This window comes from Metasolibacillus sp. FSL K6-0083 (assembly GCF_038630865.1).
In the GTDB taxonomy this organism is placed as follows: domain Bacteria; phylum Bacillota; class Bacilli; order Bacillales_A; family Planococcaceae; genus Metasolibacillus; species Metasolibacillus fluoroglycofenilyticus.
The window spans coordinates 916,434-932,967 of sequence record NZ_CP152046.1 but is presented as its reverse complement, the minus strand read 5'-3'; the positions used below and the strand labels follow the sequence as shown (position 1 = coordinate 932,967).

General features: G+C 39.8%; 20 protein-coding genes and 1 pseudogene. 18 read left to right on the top strand and 3 right to left on the bottom strand.

What is annotated here, in order from left to right:
- Nucleotides 1–4 precede the first annotated feature (4 nt).
- The 11 genes from MHB51_RS04400 to MHB51_RS04350 all read left to right on the top strand — a co-directional run bounded on the left by MHB51_RS04400 (nt 5) and on the right by MHB51_RS04350 (nt 9,757).
- Nucleotides 5–640 carry a hypothetical protein gene (locus tag MHB51_RS04400; RefSeq protein ID WP_342559071.1) on the top strand — a complete coding sequence of 212 codons (636 nt, stop codon included), beginning with the start codon at nt 5–7 and terminating at the stop codon, nt 638–640.
- Nucleotides 637–2,058 (top strand): hypothetical protein, encoded by a 1,422-nt coding sequence (locus tag MHB51_RS04395; protein ID WP_342559070.1) that lies wholly within the window; start codon nt 637–639, stop codon nt 2,056–2,058. The genes MHB51_RS04400 and MHB51_RS04395 overlap by 4 nt, the downstream gene beginning before the upstream one ends.
- An 11-nt stretch (nt 2,059–2,069) precedes the next feature.
- A complete protein-coding gene (locus MHB51_RS04390; protein ID WP_342559069.1) occupies nt 2,070–3,200 on the top strand; it encodes a pentapeptide repeat-containing protein in 1,131 nt (376 codons plus the stop codon).
- Nucleotides 3,201–3,213: 13 nt separating this feature from the next.
- Nucleotides 3,214–3,762, top strand: a complete 549-nt coding sequence (locus MHB51_RS04385; RefSeq protein ID WP_066163749.1) for a serine protease — start codon at nt 3,214–3,216, stop codon at nt 3,760–3,762.
- Nucleotides 3,763–3,788: 26 nt separating this feature from the next.
- Nucleotides 3,789–4,199 carry a DUF4280 domain-containing protein gene (locus tag MHB51_RS04380; protein WP_082798950.1) on the top strand — a complete coding sequence of 137 codons (411 nt, stop codon included), beginning with the start codon at nt 3,789–3,791 and terminating at the stop codon, nt 4,197–4,199.
- 18 nt (nt 4,200–4,217) lie between these two features.
- On the top strand, nt 4,218–5,675 hold the full coding sequence (locus MHB51_RS04375; RefSeq protein WP_342559068.1) for a contractile injection system protein, VgrG/Pvc8 family: 1,458 nt from the start codon (nt 4,218–4,220) through the stop codon (nt 5,673–5,675).
- Nucleotides 5,675–6,985 (top strand): DNA/RNA non-specific endonuclease, encoded by a 1,311-nt coding sequence (locus tag MHB51_RS04370; protein ID WP_342559067.1) that lies wholly within the window; start codon nt 5,675–5,677, stop codon nt 6,983–6,985. The genes MHB51_RS04375 and MHB51_RS04370 overlap by 1 nt, the downstream gene beginning before the upstream one ends.
- Nucleotides 6,986–7,004: 19 nt before the next feature.
- Nucleotides 7,005–7,460 (top strand): immunity protein YezG family protein, encoded by a 456-nt coding sequence (locus tag MHB51_RS04365; protein WP_342472638.1) that lies wholly within the window; start codon nt 7,005–7,007, stop codon nt 7,458–7,460.
- A 359-nt stretch (nt 7,461–7,819) separates the two neighbouring features.
- Nucleotides 7,820–8,167: a hypothetical protein gene (locus MHB51_RS04360; protein WP_342559066.1), complete on the top strand. Its 348-nt coding sequence runs from the start codon at nt 7,820–7,822 to the stop codon at nt 8,165–8,167.
- Entirely contained in the window at nt 8,167–9,354 is a 1,188-nt protein-coding gene (locus MHB51_RS04355) for a polymorphic toxin type 28 domain-containing protein (protein ID WP_342559065.1), read from the top strand. The genes MHB51_RS04360 and MHB51_RS04355 overlap by 1 nt, the downstream gene beginning before the upstream one ends.
- A gap of 1 nt (nt 9,355) precedes the next feature.
- Nucleotides 9,356–9,757 (top strand): contact-dependent growth inhibition system immunity protein, encoded by a 402-nt coding sequence (locus MHB51_RS04350; protein WP_342559064.1) that lies wholly within the window; start codon nt 9,356–9,358, stop codon nt 9,755–9,757.
- 425 nt (nt 9,758–10,182) lie between these two features.
- Here the strand turns inward: MHB51_RS04350 and MHB51_RS04345 are convergent, their stop codons facing one another.
- Complete coding sequence (locus MHB51_RS04345) at nt 10,183–10,404, bottom strand: helix-turn-helix transcriptional regulator (protein WP_342559063.1); 222 nt, start codon at nt 10,402–10,404, stop codon at nt 10,183–10,185.
- Nucleotides 10,405–10,526: 122 nt separating this feature from the next.
- Between MHB51_RS04345 and MHB51_RS04340 the strand changes: the two genes are divergently transcribed.
- Together MHB51_RS04340 and MHB51_RS04335 are read left to right on the top strand one after the other, a co-directional pair.
- Entirely contained in the window at nt 10,527–10,979 is a 453-nt protein-coding gene (locus MHB51_RS04340; protein ID WP_342559062.1) for a DUF4365 domain-containing protein, read from the top strand.
- Between the two features lie 89 nt (nt 10,980–11,068).
- Nucleotides 11,069–11,398, top strand: a complete 330-nt coding sequence (locus MHB51_RS04335; RefSeq protein WP_342559061.1) for a hypothetical protein — start codon at nt 11,069–11,071, stop codon at nt 11,396–11,398.
- An 85-nt stretch (nt 11,399–11,483) separates the two neighbouring features.
- On the opposite strand, the gene MHB51_RS04330 is transcribed toward MHB51_RS04335, so the two are convergent.
- Complete coding sequence (locus MHB51_RS04330) at nt 11,484–11,702, bottom strand: helix-turn-helix transcriptional regulator (protein WP_342559060.1); 219 nt, start codon at nt 11,700–11,702, stop codon at nt 11,484–11,486.
- 202 nt (nt 11,703–11,904) lie between these two features.
- Between MHB51_RS04330 and MHB51_RS04325 the strand changes: the two are divergent.
- From MHB51_RS04325 to MHB51_RS04310, 4 genes and pseudogenes are all read left to right on the top strand, one after another.
- Nucleotides 11,905–12,687 (top strand): annotated as a pseudogene (locus tag MHB51_RS04325) (recombinase family protein).
- A 151-nt stretch (nt 12,688–12,838) separates the two neighbouring features.
- Entirely contained in the window at nt 12,839–14,077 is a 1,239-nt protein-coding gene (locus tag MHB51_RS04320) for an IS110 family transposase (protein WP_342559059.1), read from the top strand.
- A gap of 83 nt (nt 14,078–14,160) precedes the next feature.
- Nucleotides 14,161–14,493: a hypothetical protein gene (locus MHB51_RS04315; protein WP_342559058.1), complete on the top strand. Its 333-nt coding sequence runs from the start codon at nt 14,161–14,163 to the stop codon at nt 14,491–14,493.
- A 14-nt stretch (nt 14,494–14,507) separates the two neighbouring features.
- The gene (locus MHB51_RS04310) at nt 14,508–15,017 is read left to right on the top strand and encodes a hypothetical protein (protein WP_342559057.1); all 510 of its coding nucleotides are present in this window, start codon (nt 14,508–14,510) and stop codon (nt 15,015–15,017) included.
- Nucleotides 15,018–15,464: 447 nt separating this feature from the next.
- On the opposite strand, the gene MHB51_RS04305 is transcribed toward MHB51_RS04310, so the two are convergent.
- On the bottom strand, nt 15,465–15,668 hold the full coding sequence (locus MHB51_RS04305; RefSeq protein ID WP_066163742.1) for a helix-turn-helix transcriptional regulator: 204 nt from the start codon (nt 15,666–15,668) through the stop codon (nt 15,465–15,467).
- 438 nt (nt 15,669–16,106) lie between these two features.
- Here MHB51_RS04305 and MHB51_RS04300 point away from each other — a divergent pair, with 438 nt between their 5' ends.
- Complete coding sequence (locus MHB51_RS04300; protein ID WP_342559056.1) at nt 16,107–16,484, top strand: immunity 22 family protein; 378 nt, start codon at nt 16,107–16,109, stop codon at nt 16,482–16,484.
- Nucleotides 16,485–16,534 lie beyond the last annotated feature (50 nt).

Sequence of the window (16,534 nt, the reverse complement as noted above, 5' to 3'; positions counted from 1 at the left end):
CAAAATGGAATTTTTAGACGAGAAAATACTCGCACTAAGAAATGAAATGCGTGAGCAAGAAAGGCATGAGGAGGCGGTACAAGCAGAGACCGTATATCCAATTGACTTAACGCAAGATTTTATTGTTATCAATAATAAAACGGTCAAAATTCAAACAACTACACTGTTAAACAGTAGCATGACACTACGCATGCCTGCATCGTTTTTTGAAATGTCAAAGGAGCTTGCTGCATTGAAATATCCATCAGAGCACAGGCCGAATATTATTTTCACAGATGAAACGACGACTGTTAATTTAGCCTTTAGCCATACGACAATGGAGTTAATGGATGATGAGGTAGAGCAATTTCGAGACGAGATGGTGGAAGGGATGGAGGAAATGCAGCCAAATGCACAATGGCTGGATTCAGGGACATCTATCATACAAGAGAAGCCGATAAGCTATTTTTCTGTTATTACGCCAGCGATTGATGGAAGGCTGTTTAATTTAATGTTCTTTTGCGCTCTCAATAATTATGCATTCATAGGCACTTTTAATTGTTTAGAGGGAGATTTTGATACATGGCAGCCGATTGCATTAGGAATCATCGATAGCATCCAATTTATGCAACGACAAGATAAAGGAGGGATTGTGCAATGACAGGGGTAACGACCTATCACCAGTTGCAGGTAGAGCCATTTCAGCTTGTAAGTCTGCAAGAACTCACATTAACGAAGAAAATAAATGAGCATGCACATCTATATATGACGGCAATTGTCCCAGATGAAATGCGTGACCAATATGTAGAAATGGCAGAAAAGCAAACGACGATAGAGGTAAATCAGCTTACTGAACAGGGCACATCAACTCCGCTTTTTAAAGGCATGATTTTAGACATAAAAATACAAATGGTGCGCGGTATTTATTATATGGAGATGGGAGCAGTATCTAGCACCTACCAGCTTGATATTAAACAAAATACACGCTCCTACCAAGACAAAGAGATGGTATTTGCAACCTTATTTAAACAGCTAAGTACCACATATACAGGGCTTGATGTAATCGATAAGGCAACAAATAGTGCGAACCTTGAAAAATTTACATTGCAATACCGAGAAACAGACTGGCAATTTTTAAAGCGCCTTGCTTCACGCTTTCAAACAGGATTAGTACCCGATTCCACTTTTGAGCAGCCAAAATTTTATTTTGGTATACCGAATGGGCAGGAGCGAGGCAAGTTAGAGGATTACCATTATACAACGCACAAAAACCTAGCAGACTATTTACGCTATACAGAAAATGGTCAACAAGGCATGACAGAACAGGACTTTTTATATTATGAGATTGAAACAGACGATGTTTTTGCGCTAGGCGATACAGTAACTTTTAATGGGCAGAAGCTCTATGTATATGAAATTTATACAACAATCAAAGATGGTCTATTAAAGCATTTATATACCTTAACGACGGAAAACGGTATGCAGCAAAAGGAAGTTTTTAACGAAGCAATTCCCGGATTGTCGTTAGAGGGCAAAGTGTTAGAGGTGGCAAAGGACCAGATGAAGGTGCATCTTACAATTGATGAACAGCAAGATAAAAGCAAGGCACATTGGTTTCTCTATAGCACACCATATACAGCAGAGGGCAGCAGTGGCTGGTATGCAATGCCAGAAATCAATGATTTTGTTCATGTTTATTTCCCAACACATCAAGAGGAGGAAGGAGTAGCGAGCCATTCGATTCGTAAAAACCGAGAAACAAGCGCTACAAACAAGCTCGATGACCCTGCAACAAAATATTATCGTACCGCCTTTGGTAAGGAAATAAAAATGAGCCCAGATGAAATTGTGATTACAGCACAGGATGGCAGTGTCTTTATTCGCTTAAATGAAGCAAGTGGTATTGAGCTCTATAGTAAAGGGGCTATCCAATTGACTTCACAGGCAGATATTTCAGTGAATGCGAGTAAGAAAATCATTGTCTCTGCTGAGGAGGAAATTTCATTAACATGTCAAGGGAGCAGTATCACAATGGATGGGAATGTCCAAATCTTTGGTCAAGAGGTCAAGGCGAATTAGGGGGGAGAACGATGCAAACAACGGTTATGTCACAGCTTTTTTATGAACAGGAAGTTGCGCAAATGCGATTACGCTATTTGCTTGCATTAGAAGATTATTTCCAAGGAAATAGGGAGCAGCTTATTAGGCAATTTCAGCAGGCTTTTCAACAAATTTGCGAGCAGCTTGTAGCGCAACAAATTCTTCAGCATAAAGAGCCGCTTGGAAATATCACGATTTCGCTGCTGCGTACGGAATTGCTAGAGGGCAAATTTCGCTATGTAGTGGAAGGAACAACAGGCAAATGGTTTTTTGACGCTGCCCCAATTATCACGACTTATGATGCGAGCTGGGCATTACAATTTTTAGCGCAATATATAGTGGAGCTCGAAAAATATAGCAAAGTGTTTGCAGGGACGATTTCCCAGCTAGAAATAGATGGCTTGAAATTACAGGATGTAAAGTATTTTCACCAATATATTGCTAGTCTTGCACGCCTTGCACTTAGAGATGAAGCAGTAAGTACAGCCTATGAACAACTAAAGCGAGAGGCAAACCTTGAAGTGCGCATAGGGGAATTTTTCGATTACAGTGAAACAGTTTATCGTGAAGGAACCCCCACTAAAACCGCAGATGAAGTAAAAGCATGGCTAGGTGAAAAATTGCCCAATGTCTATGCCTACGAGAACTTTCGTCAGCTTGACCTATCCAACGGTATGTACAATGACATAGATTTGCGCTATGCGTTTTTTGAAAATAGCCATCTAGCAAATAGCGAGCTATGTCGTTGTGCATTAATAGGAACGGATTTTGCAAAGGGGAATTTAATGAACGCTAATTTAAGTGCAAGTATGATACATGAAGCAAATTTTAGCCTCTGTCAACTACAAGGTGCAAATTTTCAACAAGTACAGGGGGCAGTGGGTCTGGAAAGTCGCCAACAATGGGACATGCCAGGCTATTACCCCGTTCAATTTACAGGTGCTGATTTAGAAAGAGCCAATTTTGAGCGAGCTGATTTACGAGGTGCTAATTTTATAGGTGCTAATTTATATAATACTCATTTTGCGGGTGCTAATTTAGAAGGCGCAATTTTTTCAAAGGCAGCACAGGCATCGATACAGCTTACAGCAAAGCAAGCAGCCGAAGCTATTTGGCAATAAAGGAGTAGAGGCGATGAACTATTTTATTGTAAGACAGGACCAACGCAACCTACAGGCAGTGGAACCAATAGGAATAACAAAAGTGCTCACAAAAGAGCTGTTAACGGCCGAGCGACTAGAAGAACTAGAGCTAGTCAACCGACAGTTTTCCATAACGACTAAAAAAGCCCCTGATTATATCGACTTTATTGAAAGACCAATTGCATTATTTTCTGACACACTCAAACAGCTTATTGAAAAATATGATACGTGCTTACCTTGGAAATCCGTTGTCTTGGCTGATATTCCAAATGTCCAGCAAACGCTTTACTGGCTAATGATTCCACCTAAAATAGCTTGTTTATCGCCACAAACAGAATTCCATCTCGATGGCACGCTCAAAAAGCTAGTCATTGATGAAGAAAAAGCTAAGCCCTACAGCATTTTTCAAATCGAAGGAATTCATGAGCCATTTATTTTAATCAATATCGAACTGGCTGAAAGCTTATTGCGCAGACAATTTCGCGGTATCCAGCTACAAAGAGTGCAAACAGAGGGCAGATGGCAGGAGTTATTTAACTAATTACTTAAAGAAAGAGGCGAATGAGCATGGCAGAACAACCATTACAAAACAAAGGTGCCGTACAGCTTAGTTATGTTGTAGCAGGTGCAACCTTATCCTGTTCTGAGGGAGACCAAACAAGTACATTGCAATTGCCTGTTAGTCATGGGGTTTTTCTAAAAAATAAGGCGAAAATGAATGAAATGGACTTTCAACCGAACGTTCATGTCCAGCCTTTTGGGCTATGCCAAACATTAGCAAATCCAGCCGTCGCTGCGGCTACAGCAGCTAATAACGGTGTTTTAAAGCCTATGCCCTGCACACCTGTCCTAACAATGCCTTGGATTAACGGTAAAAGTGACCAATTAATTGAAAACTCCCCTGCTTTAACGACGCAATCAACGAATATGTGCTTATATTGTGGAACAATTCGTGTGGAGGATGACGGGCAGGAATAATGGAAAGGAGGAAGGCAGATGAGCAAGCATGAAGCTATTGGATACGGTGAACTAACGCTTGTATCCCCTTATGATGTGCAGACATTACAGGATATACGCCTTAGCCAAGCAGTGAATGACCATGCAAGGCTGGTCTTAACTGGAATCATCCCTGCAGAACAAAAAGACCGATGTATGCAGGAGGCAACGAGTATGGACCAAGTTGAGCTATACCAGCTGAGTAAAGGTAAGCGCGTGCGTCCATTGTTTCGAGGGCAATTAACAAAGTTAGTTGTTCGGATGGTCAGAGGGATTTATCAAATCGAATTAGAGGCAATATCTGCTACAGCGCAGCTTGATTATAAGCAGCAATCCCGCTCCTTTCAAAATGGGCAAATGACCTATGAAGCCATGCTGCGTGAAATCATAAAAAGCTATGCAGGTGCAGATATTATCGACCAAGCATCGAAGGGTGCAAAAACACAAGCATTTATATTACAATATAGGGAAACAGACTGGCAATTTCTCCAAAGATTAGCGAGTCATTTCCGCACAGTACTTGTGCCAGCAGTTGACAGCGCACAGCCTAAATTATGGTTTGGCTTACCGGAAGGGAATATCGTACAGCTTGCGGCGAATCATTATAGCGTAAGCAAAAATCGCATGCTATATTTACAAGCGAAACAAAATGATACAAGCCACCCACTAGCGGAGGAGGATATACTGCATTATAGCGTGACTTCCACACAGCCAGCCGCTTTAGGCGACCGCGTGCATTTCCAAGGCAAGGAGCTCGTCATCGCCAAGTCCATTGCTCGTATGGAGCAAGGAGTATGGACGTATGACTATCATCTCGTCCCCAAAGCAGGTATTTACCAAGCGAAACAAACACTCTCGGCTCATACAGGGATTGCACTACAGGGGAAAGTGCTGGAAGTCAAAAAAGACCAAGTACGTCTTCATTTGTTGATGGATGAAAAGCAAAAGAAAGAGGAGGCGACATGGTTTTCGCTGGCAACCCCTTATAGTGCAGAGGGACATAGTGGCTTCTATAGCCCGCCAGAGGAAGGGGACAGTGTTCAACTCATTGTTCCCTCCATTGAAGAAAGATCAGCTTTTGTGCGACAGAGCTTACGCCAAGATGGCGACAAGAATCCAAAAACGGCTGAGGCTGACACCGCTTACTGGGGCAATGCAAACGGCAAGGAAATTAAGCTTGACCCGCAAGCAGTGACCTTGACTGCGACGGAAGGTGCTGTCTATATCAGCGTACACCAAGACAGTGGAATCGAGGTGCAGAGCCAGCATCCTTTAGCCGTGACAGCAGGCGGCAATCTCGTCCTCACAGGCAACACCATCTCGTGGACAGCGACCGAATCCATCCACTTCACCTGTCGCTCAAGCAGCCTCGTGCTCGATGGCATTGCGGATATTCAAGGACAAGTCGTATACATGACAGGTAGCTCGAAAGCCCCTGTTCCATTAGGGGGTGCCTAATGGGGAAGTTCTGGAAATCGATAGGCAAAGCCATTGCCAGCATTCCTGTCGTAGGAAATGCCATCAAAAGTGCGAAAAAAACCGCACAAAAAGTGAAAACAGAAGTCAAAAAAGTCGCTGAAAAGGTAGAAGCGAAGCTAACCGAATTAAAGGAGAGCGTGGAGGAGCTCCTCGAGGAATTAGAGGAATCCGTAGAAGAAGCACTCGGCAAAGTCACCACCTACGCCCGCAAGTTGCAAAACAACCTAGATGAGCTCGCACTAGTCCAGTGGGTGAAGAATGATGCAAAAAGCTTCGTATTAGCTGCCTATAAAAAAACAAAAAAATGGGTAAAAGGTGGCTGGCGCGAGGGTCTCTCCATCGGCGTCGATTTCATCCCCGTTGTCGGCAATCTAAAAGCCGGCATCGAGGCGGTCATCGGCATCGACCCGATTATCGGACGCAAGCTCAGCACCGCGGAACGCGCCATCGCAGGCGCCGCCATCATCGGCGGTCCACTCGTCAAAGGGGCGAAGCATGTCGGCAAAGGCGCAATGAAAATCATCCCAAATAGCAATAAACTCGTCAACAGCCTCTCGAAACCGCTTGCCAAGCTCAAAGAGGGCGGTCAAAAAGTAGCAGAGAAAGCCACTGCGAAGGCAACGGAGCTAAAAGCCCAAGCCAATGCGATGATGGCCCAAGCGAAGCAAGGCATGCGAGAGAGTATGGATAACGTTGGGCGTGCGCTGCGGGGGAATGAGCCGCAGCTGGCGATGGCGGGTGCGAATGGCGCGAAGGCTAACGGTTCGACAATTCAGATAGATATAAATAAAGGCGGTTCCGGAGTAATTGGGGCCAAAACATTAGTGGAAACAGGGCAACAATTTACAAATGGTAGAAAAAATAAATTGAAACCTGACGTTAGATATAAAACCGGAGAGTACAATTATTTTTATGAAACAGATAATTTAGGTAGGATTGCTAAATTTGAAACAGATAATTTACAATTAACAAAAAGAGAGGAGAGGTTATCCCACAGTAAAAATACGCCTGGTAAAGTGAAAGGTCAAGATCATGCTGGCCATTTAGTGGCTGATAGATTTGGGGGTTCTCCTAAAATTGACAATTTAGTTTCGCAATTATCAAATGTTAATTTGAGTCAATATAAGAAGATTGAGAATAAATGGGCAGCAGCTTTAAACGAAACGCCTCCTAAAAAAGTGACGATTGATATTGAAGTTATTTACTCGGGTGATAATAAACGCCCGGAGAAATTTAAAGTTAACTATACTATTGATGGTGAACCAGAATTCGAAATTCTCATAAATTAATCGAGGAGTGAAAAATAGGATGAAAGAATTCGAAGAACAATTTAGTGAATTACAAGCAGATATGATATCCATATGTATGGAGTATGTAGAAGATAGAGCTGATAAAGTATATATCTATGCTTCATGTGAAGAGAGTGTTATTTCAGGTAGGTTTTTTTATCAGATTAATAATAAATATGTAAAATGCCATAAAGTGAATGAGGCATTGAAGGAAGGAGATGCGAGATATGATGTGTCTCCAAAACGGATGTTTGAGGTATTACATATAATAGGAGACGATATTGAAAAAATTAAAGTACTGTGTGAAGAACACGGAAGAGATATGCCAACGGAGATGAAATTAATATATGATGTTAAGAGTGGAAATTTCAAAGCTGAATATAAGTATGAGTTAATCTATTTTAATGATGATGTTAAAACGGCTGGTGATATCGCGGATGAGTGGTTTGAAGAAGTGAAAAGTAATAATCTTTAATTGTTTGTATGAATAAGCAGCTAAGAGTATGAGGCGATGATTAACTACTTCTAATTGAATTGAACATTGACAGTATAGATTAAAAGAAGATGAAAGAAGTTCGTTAACGTAGGAAGTAAGAGATATTATACGGCTAGAAGAACTAGATTAAAAACACTTGTCTGTTATAAAGAATGGCAAGTGTTTTTATACATAGATGAAGCCTATAGATAATCTCTTTCACTGGCAACCCCTATAGTGCAGAAGAACATAGTGGCTTCTATAGCCCGCCAGAGGAAGGGGACAGTGTTCAGCTGATTGTTCCCTCCCTTGAAGAAAGATCAGCTTTTGTGCGACAGAGCTTACGCCAAGATGGCGCCATGAAACCGAAAACGGCTGAGGCTGACACTGCTTACTGGGGCAATGCAAACGGCAAGGAAATTAAGCTTGACCCGCAAGCAGTGACCTTGACTGCGACGGAAGGTGCTGTCTATATCAGCGTACACCAAGACAGTGGAATCGAGGTGCAGAGCCAGCATCCTTTAGCCGTGACAGCAGGCGGCAATCTCGTCCTCACCGGCAACACCATCTCGTGGACAGCGACCGAATCCATCCACTTCACCTGTCGCTCAAGCAGCCTCGTGCTCGATGGCATTGCTGATATTCAAGGACAAGTCGTATACATGACAGGTAGCTCGAAAGCCCCTGTTCCATTAGGGGGTGCCTAATGGGGAAGTTCTGGAAATCGATAGGCAAAGCCATTGCCAGCATTCCTGTCGTAGGAAATGCCATCAAAAGTGCGAAAAAAACCGCACAAAAAGTGAAAACAGAAGTCAAAAAAGTTGCTGAAAAGGTAGAAGCGAAGCTAACCGAATTAAAGGAGAGCGTGGAGGAGCTCCTCGAGGAAGTAGAGGAATCCGTAGAAGAAGCACTCGGCAAAGTCACCACCTACGCCCGCAAGCTGCAAAACAACCTAGATGAGCTCGCACTAGTCCAGTGGGTGAAGAATGATGCAAAAAGCTTCGTATTAGCTGCCTATAAAAAAACGAAAAAATGGGTAAAAGGTGGCTGGCGCGAGGGTCTCTCCATCGGCGTCGATTTCATCCCCGTTGTCGGCAATCTAAAAGCCGGCATTGAGGCGGTCATCGGCATCGACCCCATTACCGGACGCAAGCTCAGCACCGCGGAACGCGCCATCGCAGGCGCCGCCATCATCGGCGGTCCACTCGTCAAAGGGGCGAAGCATGTCGGCAAAGGCGCAATGAAAATCATCCCAAATAGCAATAAACTCGTTAACAGCCTCTCAAAACCGCTTGCCAAGCTCAAAGAGGGCGGTCAAAAAGTAGCAGAGAAAGCCGCTACGAAGGCAACGGAACTGAAAGCTCAAGCCAATGCGATGATGGCCCAAGCGAAGCAAGGCATGCGAGAGAGTATGGATAACGTTGGGCGTGCGTTGCGAGGGAATGAGTCGCAGCTGGCGATGGCGGGTGCGAATGGCGCGAAGGTTGGAGCTGTGAAGAACAGTGATTCGGTTGTGCAGATGAGTAAGGGGGAAAGTGTTGGTTCGGGGGGAACTTCTAAGGGTACGGTTAATGTTACTAGAGCACAACAAAGAAACCTTGACACTTTAGACAATATAGTAAATAAACATTTAACAGACAAAGATTTTTCAGGGACCTTAAGAGACCTACAAGGTAATCCTGTTCCTAAACCTGGTGGGGGCTATTGGAACCATCTTCAAGAAATGCAGGATTCATATAAAGGATTGGTCAAGATAAGAAAAGGGTTAGAAGGTTCGGTAAAGAACCCAAACTTAGACGCTGAAACAAGAAAAGTATTACAAGATGGTTTGGATAAGGCTAATAAAAATATAAAAAAAATAGAAGACTTATTTGAACCATTTGGAGGGATATAAAATGAAAATAAGGGATATTTATCAATTGCCACAGGGAGAAGTACAAGAAAACTATGCATTGGATGAATGGTATAATACCTTAATAAATAAAGATATTACAGAATTAGATATTAGTGATTTATGTAGAATGATTAAACAGAGTATTTTTATTGAATTAGCAATAGATAAAGCAATAGGGTTTCTTAAGCTTAATCCTCTAGAAGGTGATGTTTATGATGGTCAGTTATTAGAGGTACTATTTTCTGTTGATAGGGAAAAAATTACAGAACAAAAAGAACCACTAAAAGAAGTACTTATGGACGTAAAAGAAAAGGTAGAAATGGATGATTTTATGAGTGATGAGGACTTTAATGAATATATAGACTTAGTAGAGCAATTTTTAACTAAGATAAACTCATATTAAACTTAGACTATTACCTTGATTGGCTAAATACCTTTCAAGGTTTTTTTATTACGATTAAAATAATAAGGTTCAAGGATAATAACTCATAATACGCAATAGCCAATAGTGTTGATAAGATAAAACCGTGCGATGTTCAAAATTACTACTTATGATGGCACTGCCTTCATAAGTAGTATTAAACAATAAAAAAACGTGAGAAGTAAGCAAGATGACATTTTACATGGCGAGGGTAGTAAGCAGTAGGAAATAATAAAAACAAATGATACTGCCAATGCTCGTGGCGATAAACAATAAGAAGTACAAAAAGGTACGCTTGCCCTACGCTAACCAAGCAGGGTGAACAGGGTTTGAACAAAAGGTGTACACAATTTTATTAATAATAACGATAAAAAAAGTCGCTTCTTCCAACACTGGAGGCGACTTTTTTAATCTTTTATGTCTATCAGGTCAATAATTTCTCGAATATCTTCAATCTCTAATGTTTCTGCAATTTTTTCGATATGATGGAAATTAATATTTTGTCTTTTTTGGTTGGCTAGCTCACTTAAAGCGGCATGACGTATATCTGTTAATCGAGACAATTCTCTAAGGGAGATCCCTTTTTGTTTAGTTAATTTATGGATGTTCACTTTAATCTTTTTCACCATAGCTACCCCTACAATCGAATGATATTGACTACAAAGAAAAAGTTAGCATATAATGAAAGAACTAGTGGTACGCATAAGCGTATCGTTTTGGGTGTAGATATATTTTGTAGGGGGAGAGCAAGTTGAAAAAACGTAAGATTAGTGAATTGAACAAATTACAGGTAGGACGTTTTGGTGAGTATGCAACGAAGATGGAGTTTACACTGTATGGTTGTGATGTATATACATCTGAGGTAGATGACAAGGCAATTGATTTTATTATAAGAAAAGATGGGCAATACTATGATATTCAAGTGAAAACATGTAGAAAATTAAGCTATGTTTTTTTACAGAAACATGTATTTACATTGAGAAATAATGTATTTTTAGCGTTGGTGTTTCTTCATGAAGATAAAGCACCTGATTTTTACTTAATACCATCGACTGTATGGGAACATCCGGATGAAGTTTTTGTGAGTCGTGATTATGACCAAGAAGGACAAAAAAGCAAAGCGGAGTGGGGAATTAATTTATCAAAGAAAAACCTGCCAAGACTTGAAGCGTACCGTTTTGAAAATAGTGATTTTTTTAAGTAAGCTGTCAGATAGAATTGTATAACCATTGCCTGCTAGGCGAATCAAAAACACTTAATTTCTTAACTCATAGAAAATTAAGTGTTTTTTGTTTGGAAGTTGAGTGGTTACTTAAAAATTTTCAACTTTTTATTATATATATTATTGTACGAACCAAATTTAAAACAGAAAAGAGTAAGGCTGACATGGTAGAACGTAAGAAAGATGGAGAAAAATTGAGTAAAGAGATGCAGAGGTATAGAAATAAATTAATAGCTAAATATTTTCCAAGAATAACCCTAGAAAATGGGGAAGGCGTATTGTTTCAGCAATTCCTTTGGCCAGAAGCACGAAAAGCTAGACTAGCGGCAATTGATAGATTGGTACAGGAGAAATTAAAGGAAAAGGAAGAAAAAAGAAAAACAAAAAATGAAATGAAATAGATAGAAAAAGCCTTCTGCAAGCCTGCTATGAAGTGGGTTTCAATAGGTTTGCAGAGGGCATAACAGTGAGATAAGGCTTCATTACTTAGTCTATAGGCTCTAATATAAGTAGGTCTTGAATAGACACTTGCAATGTATCACATAAGATAGAAAGTATGCGCATATGTAGACATTTTACAGGGCGGGTACAGAGGTCATTAATTGTATTTGGACGTAAAGAAGCCTGTCGAGCAAGTTGCCGACGGGTCATTTGCTTTTCAATTAAAATTTCGTCTAGACGTAAACGAATAACGGAAGCCATCATCCAACACCCCTTTCATAAATTGTAGTGGCTTGGTATAGTGTACGACCATACTAGAGAAAAAACGACTGTAAAATAAAGGGTTGTGCAAAATTAGGAGAAGGTCGTACAGTATGTTGTAACGGATAGACGTTACACATCAGTTATCCGCAAAAACAAGTAAGCGTTACAGGAACTTTAATTGCTGTAACGGGAGGGGGATAGAATGAGGAAAAATGTAGTTGGTTATGTACGTGTTTCAACGGAAGGGCAAGTACGTGATGGATACAGCCTCATGTATCAAGTGGAAGAAATTAAGCGATATTGTGAGGACAATCACTTGAATTTGCTTCATATCTATGAAGATAAAGGTATCAGCGGAGCCACAGTGGATGAAAATGGGCTGACGATAGAGCGAGAAGGGTTACAAAAGCTATTAGCAGATATGGAATCCGCCCAAGTGAGCTAAGTCATTGTACTGAATACATCCCGTTTATGGCGCTCTGATATGGCGAAAGTATTGATACAGCGTGAGTTGAAAAAATATAACGTCGATGTGAAAGCAATTGAGCAACTTAACTACAGTATTTACACATATGAACCCAATGACTTTTTAGTGAACGGTATGTTAGAACTGTTAGACCAGTACCAAAGGCTTGAAATTGCCTTGAAGTTGAGCCGCGGTAGAAAGAAAAAGGCAGAGCAAGGTGGCTACGCAGGTGGCAGTGTCATATTTGGGTATACAGTGAAGAAAGGGCAAAAAGTAGTCCGTATTGATGGAGAGAAAGCGGTCATTGTACGGCGGCTTTTTGCATTCAAGCACCTTTATCCGCATTGGTCGTTATCTCAATTAGCAGAACAGTTGAATGCGGAAGGACACCGAACAAAGAAAGGGAAACGATTTACGAAAGTGCAAGTGAAGCGCATTTTAGACAGGGAAAGTTTTTATAAAGGCCTGTATACATATGGACAAATACAAGTAAATGGGCAACATCCTGCAATTATTTGAGGGGTTACTTAAAAAAGAGGTGCATTTTCTTATATATATTTGTGTAAAGATGAAAATGGATAGGCTTTCGTACCAATGCGCACGAATAGGTGAACGCTCGAACTAAGGTTGCCGGCATTTTCATTTATTAAAATGACGAGGAGAATGTAGCGTGCATGAAAAACAGAAATATCTATATATTGGCGTAGATTTACATAAACAGCACCATGTAGCGGTGGTGATGGATTGTTGGCAACAAAAGGTAGATGAAATCAAATTTGAAAATAAACCGGCTGCTTTTTCAACCTTTTTATTGGCTGTTTATCAACAAGTAGAGGATGACTTAACCCCGATTTTTGGTTTAGAAGATGTTGGCGGGTATGGGCGAGCATTAGCCAAATATTTAACAGATCATGCGCAAATTGTGAAGGAAGTCAATCCCGCTCTTTCCTATGCGGAGCGAAAAAGCCATATGACCACACAAAAAAGCGATAGTTGGGATGCAGAATGTGTAGCAAGGATTTTGGTAAACAGGCTAGACCAGTTACCAGATGTGAAACCAGATGATTTATATTGGTCGATACAACAGTTAGTGACAAGAAGAAACGGTTTGGTAAAGGCACAAGGTGCTTCAAAGAACCAACTGCATGTTCAATTGAGCCACCATTATCCAAGCTATAAGAAGTTTTTCTCGGAAATAGACGGTAAAACAGCCTTGGCATTTTTGGAACGTTACCCTTCACCCGCTTGTCTGGAAGGACTGACGTTACAACAGCTAACGACCTTTTTATTAGAGGCGAGCCGTAATACATGCTCAGTGAAAAAAGCGAGCGACATTTTAAAAAGGGTGCAAGAGGATGGCAACACCATTAAGGGACATCAAGAAACACAACATTTTTTAATTAGGAGCATTGTCCGAGATATTTCATTTAAAAAGCAGGAAATGCGCATGATAGAACAAGAATTAAAAGGATTAATGAGCTTATTAGATATTCAATTAGAGACGATGCCAGGCATAGATCTTGTGACAGCGTCGGCTTTCATTGCAGAAATAGGTGATATACGCCGTTTCCCAAATGCCAGCAAATTAGCCCGATTTGCAGGGATTGCGCCAGTTTTCTTCGGGTCTGGTGGAAAAGGAAGAGAACAAAAAAGCAAGCAAGGAAATCGGGCATTACACACCTTATTTTATAACCTAGCCGTCCAGCAAGTACAAGTAGCAAAAGGAAGTAAGCGACCAAGAAATCCCGTATTCCATGCTTACTACCAACAAAAGCTAAAAGAAGGAAAAACAAAGGGACAAGCATTGGTATGTATCATGAGAAGGCTTGTCAACATTATATACGGCATGATGAAGCACAAAACCGCCTATGAATTGCCGATAATAAAAGAAGAGAAAGAAGTAGTTTAATAGGTAAAATGATGGCTGATTTTTTATTAGTGGATTTTAAGATTACAACATAGGGTACGGGTAATATTTTAGATAATGGTACAGTGTGGGGAAATATAAAAATAACTCAACCAGTCTATGATGGCACAAAAATACCTAAATCATTTGAATTAGCAGTAGACGGTGAAAAATTTTGGGTACATCCAAATGGAACAAAACATATGGTAGAGTATATAACTAGAGATGCGACTACACATGGAATGCCAATAAATAGCCAAACTTTATTGACAAGCTTCGAAAGCTCTGTTAAGAAAGCTGTTAAGGAAGGTGTCAAATATGAAGAAATTATGAATGTAGGAAATTGGGAGTTAATATTTAGTAAACCACGTGGAGACGGATTACTACCAGTAATAAAGCACGCTGTATATAGACCTTAGAAGGAGATAGGAGTATGCTAAAAGTAACAGAATATAAAGAAAGTCAGCCTATAAATATTGAATATGATCTTTATACACCGATTAATATAGAATTTGGTGCTTGGGATATATCAAAAGAGCAAACGATATATTGGAGAACTGGGGATTTTAAGAAATCTTTAATTGAAATAGGAATAGGGAAATATACAGGAAATATACGTTCTATTACATTGACTTTGAGTGAAAATGTACACCAAATAGAAGATTTGAACTTGGATATGAAAAATATAACTTTAATTAATGGTATACCTAATTTTCAAGTTGTAGAATATGACGATAAGACATATATAGATGAGAACAGTAAATTGAATGTATATATAGGGATTGATAATGTATTAATTTCATTTTCAGAAAATGATACTGTGTCAATTGTGCAAAATGATAATGTGGGATTTGCTTTAGACAAAGATAAAATGGTTTGTGGCATTTTAGTAAGTGGTATGTTAGAACATGAGAAGAATATATTAGAAGAAGCATTGAAATAAAGTATTATGAAATATAAGGAAATTGAACCTTGATTGGCTAACCACCTTTCAAGGTTTTTTGTTGGGGTTAAACCAATAAGAATATAGGATTACAGCTCATAACAGGAGAGTAAAAAAGAAATTAGAATTTGTTGATAAAATAAAGTCATGCCATGTCCAGAATCAAATATCATGAAGGCAGTGCCATCAATGAGTATTACTAAACAATAAAAAGCGTGAGAAGTATGCGAGATGACTTTTTACATGGCGATGGTAGTAAGAGTAGGAAATAATAAAAAACAAATGATACTGACAACGCTCGTGGCGATAAACAATAAGAAAGACAAAAAAGGTACTCTTGCTCTACGCTAACCATCTAGAGGGACGGGGTTTGAACAAAAGGCGTACACAATTTTATTAATAATTACGATAAAAAAGTCGCTTTTTCCAATAACGGAGGCGACTTTTTTAATCTTCCATGTCTATGAGGTCAATAATTTCTCGAATATCTTCAATCTCTAATGTTTCTGCAATTTTTTCGATATGATGGAAATTAATATTTTGCCTTTTTTGGTTGGCTAGCTCACTTAAAGCGGCATGACGTATATCTTTTAATCGAGATAATTTCCTCAGTGAAATACCGTTTTGTTTAGTTAATTCATGGATGTTCACTTTAATTTTTTCGCCATAGCCCTCCTTACAGTCGAATTATATTGACTGCAAAGAAAAAGTTAGCGGTTTAGATGGATTTCTTAAGTTGAAATAGAGGTAGCATCTACCACGGTGCAGTTAAATTGTAAGCGATTACATACTATGCAGGTGCAAATGCCATCGGACAATCCATCCAAGGATACAAAAACAGAACCATTTATAATACAATATAGGGGAATATATTGGTAAATCCCTTTAACATTCCTCAGCTTTGTATTAGCTACCTACAAAAAAACGAAAAAATGGGTAAAAGGTGGCTGGCGCGAGGGTCTCTCCATCGGCGTCGATTTCATCCCCATTGTCGGCAATCAAAGGCGATTACAGAATTGGTCAGATTATCGTCTTGAGGGCGGTTCTGATGCATTACCAGATGGATTGAAAATAAATAGGAGGTAGCTCATGCAAAAAGAAGGTTTTGTATCATTTTGGGTAGGGAAAATTAACTCGTCAGAAGAATTAGACAATTTACTTGAAATTTCTTATACAGAGGATGGGGATTTTATACCATCATTATTTGCTCTTAGTTTTGATATTGAGAGATATGATGATGCTGTTAGAGAAGCGGAGTTTTATGATAATGACGATAACTTGCTTAGTCGATTATTAGAAGGTTTCTCTTATGATAATGTTATTATTCCGAAAATTACCTCACTGTATGGCGAACAGCTGCAAAGTAATTATAATGCTGTAATTCTTCTATACAACTTTAAATATGGGGGGGAGAAAATGAAAACCACTGTTTTTGTTAAGCTAAAACTGAGCCATCAACGCAATTGAAATGAGAGCCACTTTCTATCAAAATAATCCTAACTGTAAAAAGTTAGGGG